This is a genomic window from Bradyrhizobium sp. Bra64, assembly GCF_024519875.1.
GTDB classification, from domain to species: Bacteria; Pseudomonadota; Alphaproteobacteria; order Rhizobiales; family Xanthobacteraceae; genus Bradyrhizobium; species Bradyrhizobium japonicum_G.
Map to the genome: position 1 here is coordinate 804,296 of NZ_JALJRD010000001.1, position 18,819 is coordinate 823,114.

At 65.7% G+C, this 18,819-nt stretch carries 22 protein-coding genes and 1 tRNA gene; 8 read left to right on the forward strand and 15 right to left on the reverse strand.

From position 1 onward, the window contains the following. Window positions 1-2: 2 nt before the first annotated feature. Window positions 3-158 carry a hypothetical protein gene (locus NR187_RS03775; RefSeq protein WP_211382319.1) on the forward strand — a complete coding sequence of 52 codons (156 nt, stop codon included), beginning with the start codon at window positions 3-5 and terminating at the stop codon, window positions 156-158. Window positions 159-262: 104 nt separating this feature from the next. Here the strand turns inward: NR187_RS03775 and NR187_RS03780 are convergent, their stop codons facing one another. Then, window positions 263-1,411, reverse strand: coding sequence for a M20 family metallopeptidase (locus NR187_RS03780; RefSeq protein WP_211382320.1), 1,149 nt, complete (start codon window positions 1,409-1,411; stop codon window positions 263-265). A gap of 595 nt (window positions 1,412-2,006) precedes the next feature. Here NR187_RS03780 and NR187_RS03785 point away from each other — a divergent pair. Beyond that, window positions 2,007-2,339, forward strand: coding sequence for a GYD domain-containing protein (locus NR187_RS03785; RefSeq protein ID WP_211382321.1), 333 nt, complete (start codon window positions 2,007-2,009; stop codon window positions 2,337-2,339). 93 nt (window positions 2,340-2,432) lie between these two features. On the opposite strand, the gene NR187_RS03790 is transcribed toward NR187_RS03785, so the two are convergent. The 8 genes from NR187_RS03790 to NR187_RS03825 all read right to left on the reverse strand — a co-directional run bounded on the left by NR187_RS03790 (window position 2,433) and on the right by NR187_RS03825 (window position 10,804). Then, on the reverse strand, window positions 2,433-3,818 hold the full coding sequence (locus tag NR187_RS03790; protein ID WP_256805735.1) for a sigma-54-dependent Fis family transcriptional regulator: 1,386 nt from the start codon (window positions 3,816-3,818) through the stop codon (window positions 2,433-2,435). A 54-nt stretch (window positions 3,819-3,872) separates the two neighbouring features. Next, window positions 3,873-4,223: a flagellar motor switch protein FliN gene (gene fliN, locus NR187_RS03795; RefSeq protein WP_211382323.1), complete on the reverse strand. Its 351-nt coding sequence runs from the start codon at window positions 4,221-4,223 to the stop codon at window positions 3,873-3,875. Between the two features lie 3 nt (window positions 4,224-4,226). Further along, a complete protein-coding gene (locus NR187_RS03800; RefSeq protein ID WP_256805736.1) occupies window positions 4,227-4,850 on the reverse strand; it encodes a FliH/SctL family protein in 624 nt (207 codons plus the stop codon). Then, window positions 4,850-5,947 (reverse strand): flagellar motor switch protein FliG, encoded by a 1,098-nt coding sequence (fliG, locus tag NR187_RS03805; RefSeq protein ID WP_256805737.1) that lies wholly within the window; start codon window positions 5,945-5,947, stop codon window positions 4,850-4,852. The genes NR187_RS03800 and fliG overlap by 1 nt, the downstream gene beginning before the upstream one ends. Before the next feature lie 18 nt (window positions 5,948-5,965). Then, window positions 5,966-7,576 carry a flagellar basal-body MS-ring/collar protein FliF gene (gene fliF, locus NR187_RS03810; protein ID WP_211382326.1) on the reverse strand — a complete coding sequence of 537 codons (1,611 nt, stop codon included), beginning with the start codon at window positions 7,574-7,576 and terminating at the stop codon, window positions 5,966-5,968. A 182-nt stretch (window positions 7,577-7,758) separates the two neighbouring features. Then, on the reverse strand, window positions 7,759-8,034 hold the full coding sequence (locus NR187_RS03815) for a DUF1153 domain-containing protein (RefSeq protein ID WP_002714638.1): 276 nt from the start codon (window positions 8,032-8,034) through the stop codon (window positions 7,759-7,761). Window positions 8,035-8,445: 411 nt separating this feature from the next. Next, complete coding sequence (locus NR187_RS03820) at window positions 8,446-9,156, reverse strand: flagellar hook assembly protein FlgD (RefSeq protein WP_211382327.1); 711 nt, start codon at window positions 9,154-9,156, stop codon at window positions 8,446-8,448. Window positions 9,157-9,169: 13 nt separating this feature from the next. Beyond that, complete coding sequence (locus NR187_RS03825; RefSeq protein WP_256805739.1) at window positions 9,170-10,804, reverse strand: flagellar hook-length control protein FliK; 1,635 nt, start codon at window positions 10,802-10,804, stop codon at window positions 9,170-9,172. Between the two features lie 344 nt (window positions 10,805-11,148). Between NR187_RS03825 and mnmA the strand changes: the two genes are divergently transcribed. The 4 genes from mnmA (at window position 11,149) to NR187_RS03845 (ending at window position 14,183) form a co-directional block, all read left to right on the forward strand. Further along, window positions 11,149-12,330, forward strand: a complete 1,182-nt coding sequence (mnmA, locus tag NR187_RS03830; protein WP_211382329.1) for a tRNA 2-thiouridine(34) synthase MnmA — start codon at window positions 11,149-11,151, stop codon at window positions 12,328-12,330. Between the two features lie 239 nt (window positions 12,331-12,569). Continuing rightward, window positions 12,570-13,208, forward strand: a complete 639-nt coding sequence (locus tag NR187_RS03835; RefSeq protein ID WP_211382330.1) for a class I SAM-dependent methyltransferase — start codon at window positions 12,570-12,572, stop codon at window positions 13,206-13,208. A gap of 271 nt (window positions 13,209-13,479) precedes the next feature. Beyond that, window positions 13,480-13,839 carry a hypothetical protein gene (locus tag NR187_RS03840; RefSeq protein WP_211382331.1) on the forward strand — a complete coding sequence of 120 codons (360 nt, stop codon included), beginning with the start codon at window positions 13,480-13,482 and terminating at the stop codon, window positions 13,837-13,839. A gap of 267 nt (window positions 13,840-14,106) precedes the next feature. Next, window positions 14,107-14,183 (forward strand) — tRNA-Met (locus tag NR187_RS03845). Between the two features lie 219 nt (window positions 14,184-14,402). Here NR187_RS03845 and NR187_RS03850 read toward each other — a convergent pair. Beyond that, the gene (locus NR187_RS03850; RefSeq protein ID WP_256805740.1) at window positions 14,403-14,672 is read right to left on the reverse strand and encodes a hypothetical protein; all 270 of its coding nucleotides are present in this window, start codon (window positions 14,670-14,672) and stop codon (window positions 14,403-14,405) included. Window positions 14,673-14,820: 148 nt separating this feature from the next. Between NR187_RS03850 and NR187_RS03855 the strand changes: the two genes are divergently transcribed. Beyond that, window positions 14,821-15,132 (forward strand): hypothetical protein, encoded by a 312-nt coding sequence (locus NR187_RS03855; protein WP_256805741.1) that lies wholly within the window; start codon window positions 14,821-14,823, stop codon window positions 15,130-15,132. A 157-nt stretch (window positions 15,133-15,289) separates the two neighbouring features. Here NR187_RS03855 and NR187_RS03860 read toward each other — a convergent pair whose 3' ends face one another. The 5 genes from NR187_RS03860 to NR187_RS03880 all read right to left on the reverse strand — a co-directional run bounded on the left by NR187_RS03860 (window position 15,290) and on the right by NR187_RS03880 (window position 17,890). After that, entirely contained in the window at window positions 15,290-15,523 is a 234-nt protein-coding gene (locus NR187_RS03860) for a hypothetical protein (RefSeq protein ID WP_256805742.1), read from the reverse strand. Further along, complete coding sequence (locus NR187_RS03865) at window positions 15,523-15,708, reverse strand: hypothetical protein (RefSeq protein ID WP_256805743.1); 186 nt, start codon at window positions 15,706-15,708, stop codon at window positions 15,523-15,525. Before NR187_RS03865 ends, NR187_RS03860 begins: the two co-directional genes overlap by 1 nt. A gap of 327 nt (window positions 15,709-16,035) precedes the next feature. Then, window positions 16,036-16,212: a hypothetical protein gene (locus NR187_RS03870; protein WP_256805744.1), complete on the reverse strand. Its 177-nt coding sequence runs from the start codon at window positions 16,210-16,212 to the stop codon at window positions 16,036-16,038. After that, a complete protein-coding gene (locus NR187_RS03875) occupies window positions 16,209-16,535 on the reverse strand; it encodes a hypothetical protein (RefSeq protein ID WP_256805745.1) in 327 nt (108 codons plus the stop codon). Before NR187_RS03875 ends, NR187_RS03870 begins: the two co-directional genes overlap by 4 nt. Next, on the reverse strand, window positions 16,535-17,890 hold the full coding sequence (locus NR187_RS03880; RefSeq protein WP_256805746.1) for an AAA family ATPase: 1,356 nt from the start codon (window positions 17,888-17,890) through the stop codon (window positions 16,535-16,537). The genes NR187_RS03875 and NR187_RS03880 overlap by 1 nt, the downstream gene beginning before the upstream one ends. 218 nt (window positions 17,891-18,108) lie before the next feature. Between NR187_RS03880 and NR187_RS03885 the strand changes: the two genes are divergently transcribed. Further along, window positions 18,109-18,576, forward strand: coding sequence for a ribbon-helix-helix domain-containing protein (locus NR187_RS03885; RefSeq protein ID WP_256805748.1), 468 nt, complete (start codon window positions 18,109-18,111; stop codon window positions 18,574-18,576). Window positions 18,577-18,819 lie beyond the last annotated feature (243 nt).

The following is an 18,819-nucleotide window of genomic DNA, read 5'->3' on the forward strand; positions in this document are numbered from 1 at the left end:
CCATGAAGCGCGTCGCGATCCTCGCCTTCTACGCCATCGGCGCGCTGGCGATCGCGTATCTCGCGCTGTTTGCCTATGCGACCTTCCGCGGCGAGCCGATCGTTCCCGGCGACCCCATCCACATCTTCCGCAAGCCGGACGCGCCGAGCTATTCGTAGAACTCGGCGGGTCTCGCAGGGTGGGCATAGGCGCACCTGCGCCGCGAGAAGTTGGTGGGCACGCTCCGCTTTGCCCACCCTTGCAATAGCTACGGCACCGTCATTCACCCCCGCAGAATCGCCAGCGCGAGCGCCTGCGCGCGCGGCACGATGCTGTCGAGCTCGAGATATTCCTCCGGCGTGTGCGCGAGCCCGCCGACCGGGCCGAGGCCGCAGATGGTCGGCGTGCCGACCGCGGCGGTGAAGCCGGAATCGGCGCAGCCGCCGGAGAACTCGCCCTGCAGCGTGGTGAGGCCGGCCTGCCTTGCCGCCGCCTGATAGCCTTCGAACAGCGCCTTCGAGGCTTCGCTCTGCACCACCGGCACGAACTCGCCCTTGATCGTCAGCGCCGCGCTGGTGCCCGGCACGTGGGAGGTCGCGACGATCGTCTCGATCGCGGCCATCACCGTGGCCCGGTCTGAAGGATCGACATAGCGCATGTCGATCTGCCCCTCTGCGTAGGGTGCGGTCGTGTTGACGGACTGGCCGCCCGAGACGAGGCCGACATTGAGCGTGATGCCCTTGTCGAGATCGGTCAGTGCATGGATCTGCACGATCTTGTGCGCGAGCTCGCCGATGGCGCTGACGCCGGCGGCGAAATTGGCGCCGGAATGCGCGGCTTTGCCGGTGATGGCAAGATGCATGAAGATGCCGCCCTTGCGGCCGGTGACGATGTTGCCGGTGGGGCGGCCCGGCTCGGAGTTGAACACGGCGCGCGCGGCGCGTCCCTCGCGCTCGATCACGGGGCGGGACGAGGGCGAGCCGATCTCCTCGTCCGAGGTGATCAGCACCTTGATCGGATGCGGGCTGCCGCCGAATTTATGGAAGGCGGTGGCAACGAAGATGTTCATCACGACGCCGGACTTCATGTCGGCAACGCCGGGACCATAGGCGCGGGTGCCTTGGATCGTGAACGGACGCCGCCCGGCCTCGCCCTTGCCGAACACGGTGTCGCGATGGCCCATCAACAGCACCGGCTTCTCGTTGCTGCCGGGTTTGGCGACATCGGCATGGATCGCATCGCCGAATGTGGCGTGGCTTTCGCGCCGGAACGGAATGCCGTGCTCGGAAAAATGCCGCTCGAACCGCGCTCCGACCGCATCGACGCCTTCCTTGTCATAGGATCCGGAATCGATGTTCACGACATCGCGCAAGAGATCGATCATCGCCTGCCGCTGCGACGCCAGCCAATCCGTGATTTGAGCTTCAGACATGTATATCCTCGCATGGTTCTCACGCGGGGTTATAGAGCCTTGCGCCGGTGCGACCTAGTCGCCGGATGCGGTGCCGCCATGTGTTCGCCCCAGTAGCCGGATCGAGCGATGCACAACCTTATCGGTTTGGCTCCGCCATCGCTTCCACACCGCAAAGCTGCGTTGCGACGGTCAGCGCGCCGATGAAGATGGTCCACGACGAGTTCTTCATGGCATGCCCTTTCGATGTGAAGGACGTCTCGCGAGGCATGAGGCTTTGGCCGACATCACGTCGCGCCGATCGAGGACGCTTGCGATCGTGCGGTACTTCGATTGTGAACTGCTTCACTCGGCGCCCCGCGGCCGGACCGCCGAGAAGCAGATTGCTCCCGGCCGGCAGAATAGCGGCGCTCCTGATGGGTCCGCTTGGCTTACCGTTCGCGCGGCATCGTGGGGTCGGCTATAGTCAGCACAAGCTGCCAGTTGGACGTGCCGAAGTCCGTAGCTCGATTTTCAAGGCAGCTCGCATGCCGTCGGCAGGCCATGCCGTGCTCTCGTTTCAGAGCGGCTTCTCTAGGGCTGCATTCTCATTGCTGTAACCTCGACGGAGAGAAACATGCCGTTGTTCATCTCGTACGTCTCATACTCGAATTCCGGTATCAAGGGACTGGTCGACAAGCCGGCGGATCGCACCGCGGTCATCGGCGCGATGGTCGAGAAGGCCGGCGGGAAGCTCCAGGGAGCGTTCATGACGACCGGCTCGCATGACGCGTTGCTGGTTACCGAGTTGCCCGACGGGGCGGATGCCGTCGCCATCGGAATGGCCGCCGCTGCAAGCGGCGCCATTGCCAAGATCGAGACGGTACGCGCCTGGAAGATGAGTGAGTTCAAGACTATCGCGGAAAAGGCCGCGAAGCTTGCAAGTACCTACGTGCCGCCGGGCAAGTAGGTCGACGCGAGCTCAGCTTCGAGATGAAGCCAAACGCCGTGGCCGGGTCGTCCCGGGCATCCATGCGTTTCGCATGAATGCCGGGCGCCGGGCTCATGCGCCGACCATCGGCATCCGCGGATACTCGCCCGGCGTACCCGCGGGCGTGATCGGGATGCCGCCGTCGGAATATTCGTTGAGCTTGTTGCGCAGCGTCCGGATCGAGATTCCGAGGATGTTGGCGGCATGGGTCCGGTTGCCGAGGCAGTGCCTCAGCGTCTCCAGGATCAGGTCGCGTTCGACGTCGGCAACCGTGCGGCCGACGAGAGCGCGCGTCACCTGCTCGGCGGCCATGGTGGCATGCGCCACGGCCGGTGGTGTCTTGGCTAGGTCAAGGCGGTCGCCGTCCGGGGTGAGGATGGCGTCCGCCCCGATCTCGTCGCCCCGCGCCATCAGCACCGAGCGGTGCATGGTGTTTTCGAGCTCGCGGACGTTGCCCTGCCAGCGGTTGGTGGAGAGCACGCGGCGCGCTTCGGCCGAGATCGGGCGCATCGGCACGCCGTTGGCTTCGGCATATTTCTTCACGAAATGCTGGGCGAGCTCGAGGATGTCGAGGGGACGCTCGCGCAGCGGCGGGATCTTCAAATTCACGACGTTGAGGCGGAACAGCAAATCCTCGCGGAACGAGCCTTCGCGCACGGCCTCGGCCAGATTGCGGTTCGAGGTCGCGATGATGCGGATGTCCACCGGCACGGGCTTGGTGCCGCCGACGCGGTCGATCACGCGCTCCTGGATCGCGCGCAGCAGCTTCGATTGCAGGCGGACGTCCATCTCCGAGATTTCGTCGAGCAGCAGCGTGCCGCCGGTCGCCTCCTCGAACTTGCCGATGCGGCGGGCGATCGCGCCGGTGAAGGCGCCCTTCTCGTGGCCGAACAGCTCGGACTCCAGCAGGTGCTCGGGGATCGCGGCGCAGTTGATCGAGATGAACGGGCGCTTGGAGCGGGTCGAGCGGGTGTGTACGTAGCGGGCCAGCACTTCCTTGCCCGTGCCGGATTCGCCGGTGATCATCACCGAGGCGTCGGAGCCGGCGATCTGCTGGGCGAGCTTGACGACCTTCGCCATCGCCTCGTCGCGATAGACCAGCTCGCGAGAATCGTTGGCGACCGCGGCCAGCACCGCGGCGATCAGCTCGGGATCCGGCGGCAGCGGGATGTATTCCTTGGCGCCGGCATGGATCGCGGCGACCGCGGCGCGGGCGTCGTTGGTGATGCCGCAAGCGACGATCGGAGCGTGGATGTGCTCGGCCTCGAGCCGCATCACGAGGTCGCGGATGTCGAGGGCGACGTCGACCAGCAGGAGGTCGGCGCCCTTGCCGCCGCGAAGCACGCGCATCGCCTGCTCGTGATCCTCGGCATGGGTCACGGTGGCGCCGTTCTCCATCGCGATCTTGGTGGCGGTGGTGAGCTGGCCCTTCAATGTGCCAACGATGAGAAGCCGCATGTCAGTCTCCTGTCCGTCTAGTCGCGCTGCCGCGCGTCATTCCCTATTTTCGCTTTACGCGCGTTCGGTCTTGATGATTTCGGTCATGGTCACGCCGAGCTTGTCCTCGACCAGGACGACTTCGCCGCGCGCGACCAGCTTGTTGTTGACGTAGATGTCGATGGCCTCGCCGACGCGCCGGTCGAGCTCGAGCACGGTGCCGGGTCCGAGCTTCAGCAGCTCGCTGACGTCCATCTTCGAGCGGCCGAGCACGGCGGAGACCTGCACCGGCACGTCGAACACGGCTTCGAGGTCCGCGGCGGCGCGCGCCGCATATTCGTCCTCGGTGTAGCCGACGTCGGTGCCGGTCGGCGGCATCGGGCCGTTGAGATCGGGCAGCGGGACCTGTCCGTCGGTGTCGCTCATGGCTTAGCTCCCCCTGCGGGACGCAACATAGCGTCCCACCATTTCGTCGATCTTGGCCGCGATGGCGCCGCGTTCCAGTACGACGCCGCCATCGGCCCATTCGATCCGGCAGTCGCCGGTGGCAATTTCAGGCTCGGCCAGGATCACGAGCCGGCCTTCGAAGCCGCTCTGCTTGGCGAGCCGTTCGATCTTCTCGCGCGCGGCCTCGTAGAGCGCATCGTTGATGCGGACGACCAGATGCGGCGTCGCGACGAGATGCGAGAAGCAGTCCTTGACCAGCGCGACGATCTCGCCGAGCGGCTCGGCGGCGACCAGATCGGCGCACAGCTTGCGCGCCACCGCGACCGCGACGTCGACCGCCTCGGTCTCCATCTTGGATTCGATGTTGCCGATGCCGGAGGCGATGCTCCGGATGGCGATGTTGATCTCTTCCATGGCGAGGGCGACGCGGCGGTCGCTCTCGGCCTTGGCTTCGCGCTGGCCGGCGGCAAAGCCGTCCTGATAGGCGCGCGCCTCGGCTTCGGCGATCTTCTGGGCGATCTCGGCCGCGGTCGCGGCCTTCTCGCGCGTCGTCCGCTCGGGCGTGGCGAAGTCGGTATCGAACAGGAATTTTGCCGGAGCCGCCATCAATACACCAGCTCGTCGTCGGCGCGGTTCTTGGTCAGCATGATCTCGCCCTTGGCGGCGAGATCCTTGGCGAGGTTGACCAGCAGCGCCTGGGCCTCGTCGACGTCGCGCAGCCGCACCGGCCCCATCGCCGCCATGTCGTCTTGGAGCATCTTGGCCGCGCGCGAGGACATGTTGACGAAGAAGAAGTTGCGGACGTCCTCGTTGGCGCTCTTGAGCGCCACGCCGAGCTTGTCCTTGTCGACGTTGCGCATCAGGGTCTGGGCCGAGCCCGAATCCAGCTTCACGAGGTCGTCGAAAGTGAACATCAGAGCCTTGATGCGCTCGGCCGATTCGCGGTTGTCCTCTTCCAGCGAGGTGATGAAGCGGGTTTCGGTCTGGCGGTCGAAATTGTTGAAGATCTCCGCCATCACCTCATGGGCGTCACGGCGGCGGGTCTGCGACAGGTTGGACATGAATTCGGTGCGCAGCGTCTTCTCCACGCTCTCGATCACCTCCTTCTGCACCGCCTCCATCTTCAACATGCGGTTGACGACGTCGAGCGCGAGGTCCTCCGGGAAGATGCCGAGCACGCGGGCGGCGTGTTCCGGCTTCAGCTTCGACAGCACCACGGCGATGGTCTGCGGATATTCGTTCTTGAGATAGTTGGCCAGCACCTCTTCCTGCACGTTGGAGAGCTTCTCCCACATGTTGCGGCCGGCGGGGCCGCGGATCTCGTCCATGATGCCGTTGACGCGCTCCGGCGGCAGGTATTGCTGCAGCAGCCGCTCGGTGGCGTCGAAATTGCCCATCAGCGCGCCGGAGGCCGACATGCGCGAGACGAATTCGAGCAGCATGTCCTCGACGGTGTCGACCTCGACGGTGCCGAGGGTCGACATCTCCAGCGAGAGCTGGCGCACCTCGTCGTCGTCGAGCAGGCCCCAGATCTTGCCGCCATACTGCTCGCCCAGCGCCAGCATCAGGATCGCGGCACGCTTCGGTCCGACCAGTTGCTCGGCCGGCTTGCCGTCCTTGGACCGGGTGTTGGCACGCTGACCGAGCGTGGAGATCACGCTGGTGATGTCGTTGCTGTTGGCGTTTTGCAAGGCTGCGGCCATGTCAGATCACTTCTCGAATCATTTCGCGGGTTCGCTCAGCCACTGGCGGATGATGGCGACGGTCTCGTTGGGGTTGCGCTCGGCAAGCTCGCCGACGCGATGAACGGACTGGGCGTGGACCTGGCCCTGGATGGTGGCGACGTCGATCGCGCTGGCGGCGGCGCTCGGAAGCAGCGGCTGGCCGGCCGGCGCGGCCTCGTCGCTCGAGGCCGGGCCGGTGAGGACGCCAGAGATGGCGGCGGCGACCTCGTCGGACGCCAGGATGCGCTTGACCAGCGGGCGGATCACCAGGAACAGCACGACCAGGCCGAGCAGCATCATCACGCCAAGCTCGACGAAGTACATGACGTCGTCCTTGGTGAACTGGAGCATGCCGAGGAAGCCCGAGGGCTCCGCGATCGGGGTGCTGGAGGGGGCATCGGCAAAGCGCAGATTGACGACCTCGACCTGGTCGCCGCGCTTCTGGTCGAAGCCGATGGCCGAACGCACCAGCGTGGCGATGCGGTCGAGCTGCTCCTTGGTGCGGTCCTGGTAGGTCAGATCGCCCTTGTCGTTCTTGGAGTAGATGCCGTCGACCAGCACCGCGACCGAGATGCGGTTGACCCGGCCGGCCTCGGTCACCTCGGTCTTGGTGGTGCGGGAGATCTCGTAATTGTTGGTCTCCTCGCTCTTCTTGCTCTGGTCCTTGGCCGCGACGCCGCCGTTCTGCTGGTTGCCCGGCAATTCGTTGTTGACGGTGACCTGGCCGTTGTTGTCGGCGGTCATGCTCTGCTCTTCGCGAGTCTGGCTCGAGCGCAGCACGCGGCCTTCGGGGTCGAACTTGTCCGAGGTCTGGGTGATCTTGTTGAAGTCGAAATCGGCGGAGAGCTGGACCCGGGCGCGCCCCGTCCCCACCACGGAGGAGACGATGTCCTCGACCTGCTTGCGCATCCGCTTCTCGAAGGCGGTGCGGCGCTCGTCGCCGATCTGCTGGTCGGGATCGGTCTGGGCGCCGTCGGCGAGCAACTGGCCGGCCTCGTCGACGATCGAGACCCGCTGCGGCTTCAGCCCGTTGACGGCCGAGGCGACGAGGTGGCGGATGGCGCGGATCTGCTGGGCTTCGAGCGCGCCGCGGACCCGTACCACGATCGAGGCCGACGGCTCCGGCGCCTCGCGCGAGAACAGCGGGCGCTCGGGCAGCACCAGATGGACGCGGGCGGCCTGGATGCGGTCGATGGCGCGGATGGTGCGGGCGAGCTCGCCTTCCAGCGCGCGCAGATGGTTGATGTTCTGGACGAAAGAGGTGGTGCCCAGCGCGTCCGACTTGTCGAACACCTCGTAGCCGACGCCGCCGCCCTTGGGCAGGCCGCCCTCGGCGAGCTTCATCCGCAGCCGGGTGACTTTGTCCTTGGGCACCATGATGATGCTGCCCTCATTGCGCAGCTCGTACTGGATGCCCTGGCGCTCCAGGTCCTTGATGATGCCCGAGGAATCCTCGACGCTGAGGTCGGTGAACAGCGTCGTCATCTGCGGCGTGGTGACACGCATGATGACGAACGCGAAGAAGCCGATGAGCGCGGCGGTCACCGCGATCATCGCCCCGAACCGGGCGGCTCCGATACCCTTTAAGAAGTCCGCAAGACCTTGCAAGCAACCGCCCCGACAGATTCGGCTGCTTTCACTGGAAAGGCCGACTGGGCAATTATTGCCTAGGTGATGGTTTCGATATGGTTAACGAAGGTTAAGAGGTCGGACAAAAGTGGCGTCATAAAAAAAATCGGCCTCGCGGGGCGAGACCGATTTTCGTCAAAAGCCGCAGATTTCCGGATTGCCTACTGGCGATATTGCTGGATGCGCGTGGTGCGAAGACCCGCCAGACCGTGCTGGTCGATGGAAAACTGCCAGGAGAGGAATTCGTCGACCGTCAGGGTATAACGGCTACAGGCCTCCTCGAGGGACAGAAGCCCGCCACGGACGGCGGCGACGACTTCGGCCTTGCGGCGGATGACCCAGCGTTTGGTGCCGGGTGCAGGCAGGTCCGCGATCGTTAACGGACTGCCGTCCGGCCCGATGACGTATTTTACCCTCGGGCGATGGGGTTCTGTCATGGCGTACTCACAAACTCTCAACCACTGAACTCACTCAGGAACCCTACGCGTGCCGGCTTAAAAATCCGCTAAGCCTAAGGCATCAATACAATTCTCGTTGAAACTTGCGGGAACACGACCGGCTTGGCGGGCTGGAGACATGATCTCGGCCGGCCAAGCGGGCTCTTCGTTAAGACTTTACTAACGAACGAGGCCTCGCGCGACGCTGCAAGGCCTCTCAAGGTCGTCCCGGCCTGGTGCGCAATTGCGCTCGGGGGGGCCTGGACCCATACCGCGTGATCTATCGATTGGACGCAGGTAGCAGTACTTAGAATGAATTCCTAATCACGCGTCTTCGCCAAACTTCTTCCTGTGGTTATGGACCCGGCTTTCGCCGGGATGACACCGCGTGTGTGGCGTGGGCGCGCGTCTTTAATTGCTGGCCGTGGCGATGATACTCTTGACCTGACTCAGGGTGTAGCTGGCGCCGTCGATGGTGAGCAGCGGCGGCGACTGGGTCAGGTCGACGGACGACACCGTGCCCTGCACTTGCGCGGCGATGCCGACATTGTTGTTCGCCACGTCCTTGCCCGTGGCCGAGATCGTGTACTTGCCGTCGGGCCATTGCGTGCCGTCATTGCCTTGGCCGTTCCAGGTGAACGGAACGTCGGTGCCGGCACCGGCGGTGTACTTGCCGGTGAACACGGTCTGGCCGCTGGCATTGGCGACGGTGATGTCGACGGTCGAGTCGCTGGGGACGTTGAGATGCCAGGTCACCGACGAGTTCGTCATGGTCGCGGTGGTGCCGTCGACCAGGGCGGTCTTGCCGACGAAGCCAAGCGCCTGGGTCGCCTGCGTGGTCTGCTGCAGGGTGACGAGCTGGGACAGCGAATCGTTGGTCTTGAGCTGCTGCTCGACGCCTGCGAACTGCACCAGCTGCTGGGTGAACTGGTTAGTGTCGAGCGGATCGAGCGGGTTCTGGTTCTGGAGCTGCGTCGTCAGCAGCGTCAGGAAGGTCTGGAAGTTGCCGGCGAGCGTCGCGCCCGTGGTCGAGCCCAGGGAATTCGACGAGGATGACGACGATGATGTCTGCGTCGTTCCCGAGACGACGGAAGGCGCGGTGGCGGCATTCGTGGTGGTCATGGTCGAATACTCCTCACACTCTGATGTCGACGCCGCTGCTCGAACCGAGCATGCGGCCGTAGCTGCGCCCGACCGGTGCCGCGGGACCGGCTTCCTCGTCGCTGATGATCAGGCGGCGGGCGTTGCCGCCATTGTCGTTGTTCTGGCCTGAGTTCTGGCCCGACGAATTCTGGTCGCGCAGGCTGAAGGACAGCCCGTTGCTGCCGGTCTTGAGACCGGCGTCGTCGAGCGCGCGCTGCAGTTGCGGCGCGTCCTGGCGCAGCATCTGCAACGTCTCCGGCTTCTCGACGGTGAGATGCGAGGTGACCTGGCCGTTGCGGTCGACATTGATGCGGACGTCGATACGGCCAAGATCGATCGGATCGAGGCTGATGTCGAACCGGGTCTTGCCGGCACGCGCGGCCGCCGCGATCTCGATCGGGACGCCGCTGATCGGCACCGCCGTGTTGGTGGCCGCGGTCGCGGTGAGCGTTGCGGTCGATGCGGTCGCCGTCGAGGTCGTATTGGTCAGCGGCGCCTGCACGGCGGAGGCCGCCTGCGCGCTGGTATCGGCCTGCGTCGCGGCGGCCTGCGTTGCCGCATGCGCGTGCGTGGCCGGCGTGCCTTGTGCCGCATCGGCGCCGCGGTCGGCGGCACCGGCCTTCGCGTCAGCCGCTCCAATGTCGGCCTGCGGCTTGGCGGCCTGCGGATGCGCGGCGTCGGCGGTTGCGGCCGTCGTCGGCGTTTGCGTGGCGTTCGCCTTGCCCGCATCCTGGCCGATATTGGAGACGTCGCCGGCGCCTGGCGCGGTGGCGACGGCCTTGAACGAGGTCTTCGGCGTGCCCTGGTCGACGGCGGCGATCAGGCCGCCCTTGGTCTTGGCGTCGGTCGCGGACGCATCGGTCGCGCCGGTGGCGGCATCGGCCAGTGTCGCCGACGTCTCGGCATCGACCTTGGCGCCTGCAGTCTTGGCGCTCTTGTCGCCCGGCGTAGCGGTATCGGTCTTGGGGCCGGCAATCTGCGCCGCGATGGACGCGCTGGCGGCGATGCCGGCGGCGGCGATCGTCAGCGGCGAAGAGTCGGTGGCGGCCTGGGTCGCGGCCGCGCTGGGATCGACCGGCACGACCGGCACGGCGACCACGATCGCGTTCGGATCCGGCACGGCGGCCTGCGCCGCACCGGATTGCGCGGCTGCCGCGGCATCGACGGCGACGGCGAGCCCGTCCGTGCCTTCGGTCTTGTCGGCCTTGGTCTCGTCGGACTTCTCCGAAGCCTTCCCTGGAGACTTGTCCGACGCCTTGTCCGACGCCTTGGCGTCGGAGGTCTCGGCCTTGTCCTTGGTCTTGCCCGTCGCATCGCGCGTGGCATCGTCCTTGGCGGGCGCGGAATTCTCGGTGTCGTCGCTGGCCTTGCGCGGCGGGGAGGCATCGGTCGAGGAAGTATCGCGCGGGCTCCTGTCCGAGGCGGACGAGGACGAATCGGTCCGGCGCGGCGCGGTGTCCGGGTTGGAGGACGCCGCGTTCTCGGTGACTGCCTGGGTGTTGCTGTCGACCAGCGAGCCGAAGGAGTCGCTCGCGGAATTGTCTTTCGGTGCTTGCGAGCGGGCAGGCTTTTGCTGCGCGCTCGAAACCTGCACGCTTGCGGCGACATCTGACGTACGACCGACCACAGGCGACCCCTCGGAAACATCTTCGGCATAAGGGGTAGCAAGGAGCGGGCCAGCCCCTCTTTGATGTATTTTATCTCGTAAAATCAATTACTTGAGGAAATGGAGCGGCCGCCGCGCAGCCCTTCGCAACCCCGCCATTTCTGCCTCCCCGGCAAGAATTGCCCTAAGGCGGCGGCGTGCGTGATTGCTTCACCGGAATGCCGCCTATATTAAAGAGACAGCTCTCAGCTGCTTTCGACCGGGCAAGCCGTGGCCTTCGGGAACTCTTGGTTCCCGGGGATCGCCGGGTGTCCCGTCCCGAACCAGCGGATCGCCAACACCGCCGTCACAACGCTTGCAGGCCCATGCTCAACAGTCTGGATCTCGAAGGCCGTCCTGAGGACACCAGGGTCGTCGTTGCCATGTCGGGCGGCGTCGATTCCTCGACGACGGCTGCGCTGCTCAAGGCCGAGGGCTACGACGTCGTCGGCATCACGCTGCAGCTCTACGACCATGGCGCGGCGACCCATCGCAAGGGCGCCTGCTGCGCCGGCCAGGACATCCACGACGCCCGCGACGTTGCCGCCAAGCTCGGCATTCCCCATTACGTGCTCGACTACGAGGACCGTTTTCGCGAATCCGTCATCGACAATTTCGCCGATTCTTACGCGCTCGGCGAGACCCCGGTGCCGTGCATCGAGTGCAATCGCAGCGTCAAATTCCGCGACCTGCTGAAGACCGCGCGCGAGCTCGGCGCGCAGGCGCTCGCCACCGGCCATTATGTCGCCTCGCGCCGCCGCGACGACGGCTCGCGCGCCCTGGTGTGTGCGGCCGATGCCGATCGCGACCAGAGCTACTTCCTGTTCGCGACCACGCAGGAGCAGCTCGACTATCTGCGCTTCCCGCTCGGCGACATGACCAAGCCCGAGACGCGCGAGCTTGCCCGCCGCTTCGGCCTCGCCGTCGCCGACAAGCACGACAGCCAGGACATCTGCTTCGTGCCGACGGGCCGCTACACCGACATCATCACCCGCCTGCGTCCGAACGCGATGGATCCCGGCGACATCGTCGATCTCGGCGGCCGCGTGCTAGGCCGCCACAACGGCATCGCCAATTTCACCATCGGCCAGCGCCGCGGCCTCGGCATCGCGGCAGCCGCGCCGCTGTTCGTGGTGCGGCTGGATGCTGCGAACCGCCGCGTCGTCGTCGGCCCGCGCGAGGCCCTGAAGATGCACCGCATCGTGCTGCGCGACGTCAACTGGATCGGCGGCGGCGACATCGACCGCGCCATCGGCGATGGCCTCGAAATGTTCGTGCGCGTGCGCTCGACCCGCGCTCCGCAGCCCGCGTGGCTGCGCGGCGGCAACGGCCATTACGAGGTCGAGCTCGTCGCCGGCGAGGAGGGCGTCTCGCCCGGACAGGCCTGCGTGTTCTACGACGCAGCCAGCGGCCAGGCCCGCGTGCTCGGCGGCGGCTTCATCCAGAGTGCCGCGGCGAAGATCGCGAGCAATGCCGCACGTCCGCTCGCCGAAGCCGTGCGCGGCTAATCCATGAGATCGGACCGCACTCTTGCGACACCGGAGTTGCGCCCCCTCTCCCGCCTGCGGGAGAGGGTAGGGGAGAGGGGTCTCTCCGCTCGCGATATCTCGCGAGAGGAAAAAACCCTCACCCGGCGCGACGCGCCGACCTCTCCCGCAGGCGGGAGAGGTGCAGCGAGTTCGGGGCAAGACCTCATTCCACCAACAATCACGACACTCTAAGAAATTCCGGGGCGGGGCAGGGGGACATGGCAGCAGACATCTCGCGGGCCGGGGTCGAGAAGGCCTATGGCCGCTGGGCGCCGGTCTACGATCTCGTGTTCGGCAAGGTGTTCGACGCCGGAAGGCAGTCGACCATCGCGGAGGCCGACCGCATCGGCGGCCGCATCCTCGACGTCGGCGTCGGCACCGGGCTCTCGCTGTCCGATTATTCGCGCACCACGAAGATCTGCGGCGTCGACATCTCCGAGCCGATGCTGCGCAAGGCGCAGGCGCGCGTGCGCGCGATGCGCCTCAGCAATGTCGAGGTGCTCTCGGTGATGGACGCGAAAAACCTCGCCTTCCCCGAAAACTTCTTCGACGCCGTGGTCGCGCAATACGTCATCACCGCCGTGCCCGATCCCGAAGGCACGCTCGACGAGTTCGTGCGCGTGCTCAAGCCCGGCGGCGAGCTGATCCTCGTCAACCACATCGGCGCCGAGAGCGGCCCGCGAAAGCTGTTCGAGCTCGCCTTCGCCCCCATCGCCCGCCGTCTCGGCTGGCGCCCGGAATTCCCGTGGGCCCGCCTGGTCGACTGGGCGTCGAAACATGGTGGCATCACGCTTGCCGAGCGCCGCCCGATGCCGCCGATGGGGCACTTTTCGCTGATCCGCTACCACAAATCGTGACTGCAAACGGCACCGGCCGTGCGCTTCTCAGGGCGGCCGCATTCGAGAGTGGCTTCCCCGCGGCACATCCTTCGAGACGCCCGCCTTTGGCGGGCCCTCAGGATGAGGGTGGAGGACTCGGCACCGCCTTCAACGCCGACTGCGCAGCTGAGCCTCATCCCGAGGAGACCGCGAAGCGGTCGTCTCGAAGGACGAGGCGCTTGCCCGGTCGTCCCCGATCACATCGCATTTCGGCGGGGAACATCGACCCCGACCCGCGCATTTCCCTTCCATGCGCAACCCATCGAACATCATCCTGGCCAGCCTCCTGATCGCCGCCTCAGGCAGCGCGATCGCGCAGGCTCCGCCCGCCCCGGCGACGCCGCCGCAAGCGACCGCGCCGCCATCCCCGCAACGCAGCCCCGGCTGCGCGCCCTCGGACCGGATGACCACCGCTCCCGACGGCACCACCACAACCGGCCAGTCCCGGGAACCGCTCGGCGACAAGCTCGCCAAGACCGACGGCGTGCTCTGCCCGCCCTCCGGCGTCGACCCCGAGATGCACGCCCCGACCCCCGAGACCGGCGGCAACACCCCCGTCATCCCGCCCCCCGGCAGCCCCGGCGGCGACCCGACGGTCCGGCCGAAATAGGGATTTTTCGCCGCTCCGCGTTGCTTCGCCTCTCCCCGCCGGGGAGAGGCCGGAAACCGCGCCAAGCGGGGGACTCTCCGCGAGTCTGATTTGGGAAATGAGCGAATCCGGCGCTGAAAGCGGCCGCTTTTCCACCCGCCCGGCGACGTGTCCCGCCGAAGCCTTGCATAGGCGGAAGGCGGACCACATTGCTTGACAGCCCGCCGCCCCCTTCCTTATATGCCGCGCGTTCGCGAGATCGGCCGTAACAGCCGTTCGCGACCCTGTGGCGGGGTAGCTCAGCTGGTTAGAGCACGGGAATCATAATCCTGGGGTCGGGGGTTCGAGTCCCTCTCCCGCTACCAACCTTTCAATGAATGAAATCAAGCTCTTGGGCGTAATCGCCAAGGGCCTTTTTCTTGCCTGCGGCGGCACCAAATCGCTCCTGTACCCACTTCTGTACCCAAGGATTCGCCGGCGCGGCCGATGCGACTTCTTACACCCGCGGTGCCGCGGATGCGGATTTCTCCACCACGATGCGGATTTTTACACCTCGGCGCCGAGTTCAGCTTTTTCTGCCGACGCTATCCGGAGTTCGGTTTTTTCTGCGCAGGTTCGGCTTTTTCTGCAGGCGGCGAGTCCTTGCGCTTCGGCACGCGCCGGCCGCGCAAGTAGCCGCGCGATGCCTTCGCGTAGACGTCCGACAGCTCCTGCTCGAGCGCCGAGTTCATGACGATCAGCGCGCGCACCGCATCGACCGGATCGCCGCCGCAGGCTTCGATCGCCAGGGCGACGGCGGCCTCCAGCTCGGCGGCCTGGTCGACGACGGGTTGCTGCTCGACGGGGTCGGCCATGGCGAAGGATTCCTGATTGACGGAGAAACCATCTTGTTCTCTATACGTTCTCCGGTCAATTGGAGTCTCGCGTATGGCCGGAAGAAGGTGTGCGGAGTGGCGTTTCCCGACGCCGAAGCAGCAGCGCGCGGAGGAGACGGCGCGCCGCTTGGCCGAGGCGCAGCGGCGGCACGTTTCCGCCGACGACGAGGAGGCCTGGTGGGCGTCGGTACTGTCGGATCCGCGCGCCGAAACCCGGAAGCCGATCGGCCAGCGCTCGCTCGCCGAGATCAGGGCCGCGGTGCTCAAGGTCGAATGCCTGAAGTGTTTCCGCGTCGTCCAGCTCGCGCGCGAGGAGGCGCTGCGGCGCTACGACGGCGGCAGCTTATGGAAGGAAGTCGCGATGCGCCTGCTCGCCGACGGCTGCGCGCATCGCACCGGGCGTCACGAAGAGGACGGGTGCTGGCCGGATTTACGCTGAATGCATGCGGGCGCCTGATCGCGCAATTCGTCAAGCGTGATTTGTCCCGCTACGTACGCGTCAACGAGCTCGCCTCCTCCTGACGACACAACACCATCGCAGGCGGTCGCCGCGTCGAGGAGAAAGCACCACGCTCTGAAGGCGCTGCGAGCTGGCATCACCACACCCTGTATCTGTGTTCGGTCAGCAGCGTGTAGGCTAAGGCATCGCCCATCGTCGGCGTCGGCACGTCGATGTCCAACATAGTGTCGAGCCTGGACATCTGCGCCTGCTTGATGATCGCCTTCCGGCGCTCGATCACGTCGTCGACCGTGCACGTCCAGGCGTCGATCTCCGGCGCCGGCGGCGGCGTCATGGAGCTGCTGTCGAACAGGCGGCGGTCGGCGTGCATCAGGTGCGCCTCTGGCGCTTTGCAGCGTCCATTCGCTTCAACATGTCGGAGAGATCATCGACCTCACCTTGGGTGGATCCGCTCGCGAGCTTCCTGTTGCGGTAGGCATGCAGCTTGGCGATGTCGGAGTCAGGGTGCGCTGCGCGCGCCATGATCTCGAGTTCTGCGTCAGACAGGTGGTCCATGTCAGCCTCCGTTTGAAACGGGCGTCACGCCGAAGCATGACGCCCGAGTGGCCCCGCCTCCGTGGCGGCATTGCCCGCTTGCGCAGGCGTCGGGATCGAACCGAACGCTTCTCACCAGATCTCGGCCAGCGAGGCGGAATTGAACCGCACCAAGCTCGATCATGTCGGGAATCATCGCGCGCGCCCCGACAAGGACGAAGCGAAATCTTGCGCCGGCGTCCCAAATCCTTCTTTCCGGTCCCAAATCCTTCTTTTGGGGGCCGCTAAGTCCCAAATCGTTCTTCGAAAACTTCGCACATGATGGGAAGCTAACTCGTCTTCGGTATCCTACGGGGCCTGCCACTGGGCCTCTGTGAGCACCGCGACGCGGGCTCCGCCGAGCGCTTCCGAGACCGCGCGCTCGATCTGCGCCAGCGTGTTCCGCATCATGCCGCGCCGCTCCACAACGATGATCAGGCGACCGTTAACTACCTCAGAATGCACAACTTTCACCGGCGCGTTCATTCGCTGTCGATCCCGTCTACGCCGATCTCATCGCCGCGCTGCTCGCCCAGCACGTAGAGCCTATGCGCCGTCCGGACGAAGAGGCCCTTGCGGTCGAACCAGTGCACGGCGGCGGTCGTGATCGTCTCGCCGTCCTGGTAGTCAGGGTGCTTCCGCGCCTCGCCGTGGACGACCAGCTTATATTCTTTGCCCAGCGGCCGGACCTCGGTCGACCAGTGCTCGATCGTCGGCGCGCGGAGCATCTCGAACGCCGACGGCACCTCGCCGAGCGTGTAGGCCTCGAGGTCGCGGGCCAGGTCTTCCTTCCATCCTGTATTCGACATCAGTGCCTCATCTGGCATTGTTCACGCGCCTCAAGGGTCGCCGCCACGATCTTCTGCAGAGCGCGCATCGAGAAGCCGCGGGGCTCCCAGGCCTTCGCCATGACCATCAGCTCGTCAGGCGCGAACGGCGCCACGGTGCCGGCCCACTCGTCTCCCTCTTCGAGCAGCATGGCGTCGACGATGCTCGCCGCGAGCAGCGGCAAGTCGACCAGGCGCGGCGCCGGCACCTTAACGATGCGGAAGCGATCGCGCAGGAAGTCAGGCAGCACGGTGACGTCGTTCGCCGTGCAGAGGTAGCTGCAGGCGTCGAGCCGAAGCTCGCAGTCAAGGCTCTGATCGCGGTAGCGCGCAGCCGTTTCGGATTCAAGGAAGGGGGCAAGCGACGTCATGAGGCTGCCGTTCTGCGAGCCGACCCTGGTGCATTTGTCGACCTCGTCGATGAAAATCAGCGGGTTGGCTGTCCTGCTCGCCAACACGGCGCGAGCCGGCACGGATGCCTCGGTGTTGCTCCAAGCCTTGGACGTACCCGAGAAATGTCCATCGGCGGCACCGGCGCCATCGTATCTGGTCACGTGCTGCAGACCGATCGCGCTGGCGAGGCGGCGCACGAAACGGCTCTTCCCGGTGCCTGGCTGCGATAGCAGGATGGTATTCTTGAATTTGATCGGCTCGCCTTCGCGCAGATCCTTGAACAGCACGCTGATTGCCGCCGAGGCGTGCGGAAACTCATACGACAGGCGCTTCCGCGCCTCGGCAAGGTTGCGAGCGCAGACCAGCGGCAGCGGCTTGTCGAGGATTTCCTGGAACGGCTTGTTGTGGTTGTTCAGCCGCGTAGCGCGTGCAGCCGGCATCACCGTCATCGTCGGGCCGTCGTACGGCGTCCTGAAAAACTTCGACACGTCGACCGGCTCGAACGCTGGCACCGGCGCCAGTGCACTCTCCTGCATGATCTCGCCCGCGAGCACGGCCGCCGCCAGCGCGAACGGAGAGCGCTTCTCTTTGACGTAGTCGCCGCGGCCGGCGGCCCACCAGACGCGAAGCCTGTCGCGGACGTCGCCGTCGTCGTTGGCGCTTAGATCGGCGGCGTCGAGCACATGCTGGAGCTGCGGCAGCACGGCGCGGAATGAGGCGGGGTAGCTTGGCCGGCAGTTCAGCATGGACCAGGCCAGCGCCAGCTCGCCCGACTGGCGGGTGCCTAGCCTATAGAGCTCGTCGACGGTCTCGATGATCTCGTCCTGCACGGCCTGGCGGTTGCCACAGACATCGAGCAGGCGCTGCGCGCGCTCGGCGCCGAGGGTTTCCTCGGAGAGCGAGTGCAGGATCCCGAACGCATCGTCCCAGCGTCTCTGTAGCAACAAAGACAGCGCAGGATGCCCCGAGGGCGGCGGCGCTCGGCGGGCGCCGGACTCTGCTCGGTCCTCGGCGATAAGGCGCAGCAGCTCTGCGGTCTTCTTGCCTCTCGACGAATCCTTGGAAGCCATATATCACCTGTGCCGAGTTGCCACCATTGGGCATCCTTGTGCGCACAAAGATGCACTAAAAGCAAAGGTTCGGCTACATCATGGTTACTGGATTGCCAAAGAACAGGAAGCTCCGCCGCAAGCCGGGCCCGTCCGCCCGCGACGACGGCGAGAACCGCTCGGAGCGCATCACGCTCCGGGCCCACGACGACCTGCTCAAGCTTCTGAGCCTGCGCGCCGACGAGTCCGGCGTCTCCCGGTCCCACTACATCGAGCGGCTGCTGATCAGATGGCTGACCGCCGACCCTCGCAATCCGCAGCTCGACGCCATGGGCCGGGTCAAGCCTGGCACGACGCCGTACGACCTACGGACCCGCGATCCTCTGAAGACGGCATCACGTTGGCAGCAGTTTTCCACAGCTCACGAATTGCTGTTCGGGATGCATCCGCCGAAGGACTGGTTCGAAGATGCCGATTCCTACTGGCCCGCGCCGGTCGGCGGGCACACGGAGCCGGAAGGAGAGGCTACCGATCCGGCGGACCGTCCCATCGACAACCAGCACCGCCTGAAGCGGAAGTGAAGCTTCTGACAATTCGACTCTTTGACGTTACAAGAGTCGTAATGTCGTTTTTCGAGAAATCGCCGCGTTTACAGCGGCTTGATTTTCCGCTGCATCTCGTCTGACGCCATCATATCGACGTTCAAGACTCGAATTGTCGGCTGCTCTGACATCGCTCCATACAATTCGAGTCTCGAAACGTCGTTGGCCGAGATGAGTCCGACCACGGACTCATCTGCGCGTTCCAACCGTGGCTCCGAGGCC